Consider the following 442-nt stretch of genomic DNA (forward strand, 5'->3'; position numbering starts at 1 on the left):
CACCAGCAGCATCGAGACCACGTTCACGGCCGCGCCGCCCGGCGCGGCCCGCACCCCCCCCCGGCGGCGGCCCGTGGGGGCCCGCGGCGTGCCCCCCGAATTGGCGGGGCCCCCCCGGCCCCTCGCGGGGCCCCCCCACACCCCCACCGCCCCCCCCCCGCTTCCACCGACTGCCGCCGACGGGGCTCCGGCGGGCCCCGGGACGGTCGTCGACCTTGACGGCCTTCGCGCACGACGCCGGGGTTGCGGCGGGTCAGGGACGCTTTGAGCGGCCGTCCCCGGCTTCGGCCCGGCCCCGGAGTCGTGCGCCGTACGGTTCCGCCCCCGCGCGGGCGCCCACCCGGGCCCACCGCACGGGGACGCGGGGTGGGGGGGGCGCCCCCCCGCGGGCGCGGGCGCGCCGCCGGGCGCGGGGGCCGGGGGCCGGCGGCGGGCGGGTGTG

It is taken from the genome of Kitasatospora sp. NPDC059803 (assembly GCF_042732255.1).
Taxonomy (GTDB): Bacteria; Actinomycetota; Actinomycetes; order Streptomycetales; family Streptomycetaceae; genus Kitasatospora.